Raw genomic sequence first — 1,908 nt, forward strand, 5'->3', positions numbered from 1 at the left:
AAAAGGGATTTATATAAAAATGTTACATTAAAAATAGGCAGGAAAGAAATAAGAGATAAAGTTTCGCTTTATGTAGAGATACGTAGGAGTTGTAAAATGAAAAAGAAAACAGATAATGAAAATGTTGGTGTTAATGTTATTCGGATAATAGTATTTTCTATGATTCTATCGATAGTTGGTTTAGCTCTATTTATGTCAAATAAGATTAGTTATATGCATTCGCTTTCTCCTATTGTATATGATCTGGAACGAGAAGCAAGTGCTGCAGTATTAGCTCTTATCTATGTGCTGTGGGTGATGTTGTATCTTCTCTCGGTTGTATTACCAAAAAGAAAGTGTATAAGGCGTGTACTATTCATAATTTTTAGTACTTCTTTTGGAATCATTTATTTGCTTTTCTTCTTTTATTCTAGCATAAGCAATACAGAAATTATTGAAGATCCATTTTGGGGAAGTGCGAAAAGGGCTAGCTGGGGAGAAATTAAAAAGGTAGAAGTGTATGATGCTTATAAGGATGCAAAATCAAATAGGTTGGGCTTTAAATTTGTATTTTATACAAATGCGAATGAAAAAATTGAAGTAAAATGTATAGAGGACAATTGGTCAGAGGAACAGCGCAAAATGAAGGAAATAGAAGAAAGAATAAAGCGAGAAGGAATTTTGATTACGTACAATCCGATTTTTAAAATAAAAGATCAATTTCAAATGTTTTTAGAGAAGCATTATAACAAGAGAGAAGTAGAGCAAATTCGCGAATTTTTGCAGGAAAGAAATATGCAAGTAAAGTGGTTTGATGAAAGAGACTAATTGTTTGAGCGGAAAATTAGTTTCTTTTTTTTGAATACAGTTTGCATATGAGTAGAATTACTTCACTCATTATGAAAATATTATTGATTAAAAAGAAAAGGTGGGAGTAGGGAAGTTGTGTAAAGGAAACTTGACGTAAAGGTTGCTTTACATTTATACTCTGTGTAAGGAGGAGGGGAATATTTCCTTGGAAAACAAAATGGTAGAATACAGAAAAAAATTTGGCCTGTCACAAGAGAAGTTAGCTGAAAAACTTGGTGTTTCTAGACAGACTATTATTTCAATTGAAAAAGGGAAATATGATCCATCACTTCCTTTAGCATTTGAAATTGCGAAAACATTTCAGACAACGATAGAAAATGTATTTATTTATGAAGGGAAAGAGAAGTAAATCTACATAAGGGGGAAAGAAAGATGAACTACTCACAAAAGTATTTTTTGATTATGGGGATTATCTTTTCGGTGATGAGTGGATTTATGCTATTTATAGGTATAATGGCGCATTCTTCACCACCGTCACAAACGTACACATTACTAGCAATGACAGTCATGTGCTTTTGCTTAAGTTATCTCCATCCACAATTTAAGGAGAAAGACGAAAGGATGAAGTTAATCCGTCAAAAAGGAATGTTCTATTCCTACTTTGCGTTGTTAGCGTATTACATACTATTTTCTATCGGATTAAATTTAAAGATCATTATATTGTCTGCTGCAGAGTTGCTCAACATTTTAGCGGCATTAACAATTTGTACGGTCTTTATTTCATTCGTTATTTTGTCTAAAAAATATTAAAGCTGGAATGAGAAAGGTGAATCAGATAGATGCAAAGTATATATGCTTTTGGGTTAGCCCTGCTTTTATTTTTAGCAGTGTACTTATTTATTCGTAAGGATATACAAGGGAATACATTGACGAAGAGAGGTTTCTATAAGCTGATCGGGTGTTTGGGCGTAATGTTTGTAGGCATTATCGTGATGGTTGTCTTGGTAAGTAAGCGATTATAAGAAAAGGATAGAATGAAAACCCTGTTTTTGTTTCAGTGTCAAAAATAGGGTTTTTTATTATGACATGATAGAGAGTGATTATATACACATCAATTAA

4 protein-coding genes are annotated in these 1,908 nt (G+C 32.1%); all 4 read left to right on the top strand.

Going from position 1 to position 1,908, the window contains the following annotated elements; genetic code table 11:
• Positions 1-96 precede the first annotated feature (96 nt).
• Positions 97-807, top strand: a complete 711-nt coding sequence (locus tag V7183_RS25360; protein ID WP_335361260.1) for a hypothetical protein — start codon at positions 97-99, stop codon at positions 805-807.
• Between the two features lie 187 nt (positions 808-994).
• The gene (locus V7183_RS25365) at positions 995-1,198 is read left to right on the top strand and encodes a helix-turn-helix transcriptional regulator (RefSeq protein WP_097895985.1); all 204 of its coding nucleotides are present in this window, start codon (positions 995-997) and stop codon (positions 1,196-1,198) included.
• A gap of 23 nt (positions 1,199-1,221) precedes the next feature.
• The gene (locus V7183_RS25370) at positions 1,222-1,599 is read left to right on the top strand and encodes a permease (protein WP_335361261.1); all 378 of its coding nucleotides are present in this window, start codon (positions 1,222-1,224) and stop codon (positions 1,597-1,599) included.
• A 29-nt stretch (positions 1,600-1,628) separates the two neighbouring features.
• Complete coding sequence (locus V7183_RS25375) at positions 1,629-1,811, top strand: DUF3976 domain-containing protein (protein WP_097895988.1); 183 nt, start codon at positions 1,629-1,631, stop codon at positions 1,809-1,811.
• Positions 1,812-1,908: the final 97 nt, after the last annotated feature.

It is taken from the genome of Bacillus sp. JJ1127, from assembly GCF_036965845.1.
Lineage (GTDB): Bacteria > Bacillota > Bacilli > Bacillales > Bacillaceae_G > Bacillus_A.

Excerpts from the sequence above, each read along its gene's own strand:
- V7183_RS25360 (WP_335361260.1), top strand. The coding sequence starts at position 97 with ATGAAAAAGAAAACAGATAATGAAAATGTTGGTGTTAATGTTATTCGG.
- V7183_RS25370 (WP_335361261.1), top strand. The coding sequence starts at position 1,222 with ATGAACTACTCACAAAAGTATTTTTTGATTATGGGGATTATCTTTTCG.
- V7183_RS25375 (WP_097895988.1), top strand. The coding sequence starts at position 1,629 with ATGCAAAGTATATATGCTTTTGGGTTAGCCCTGCTTTTATTTTTAGCA.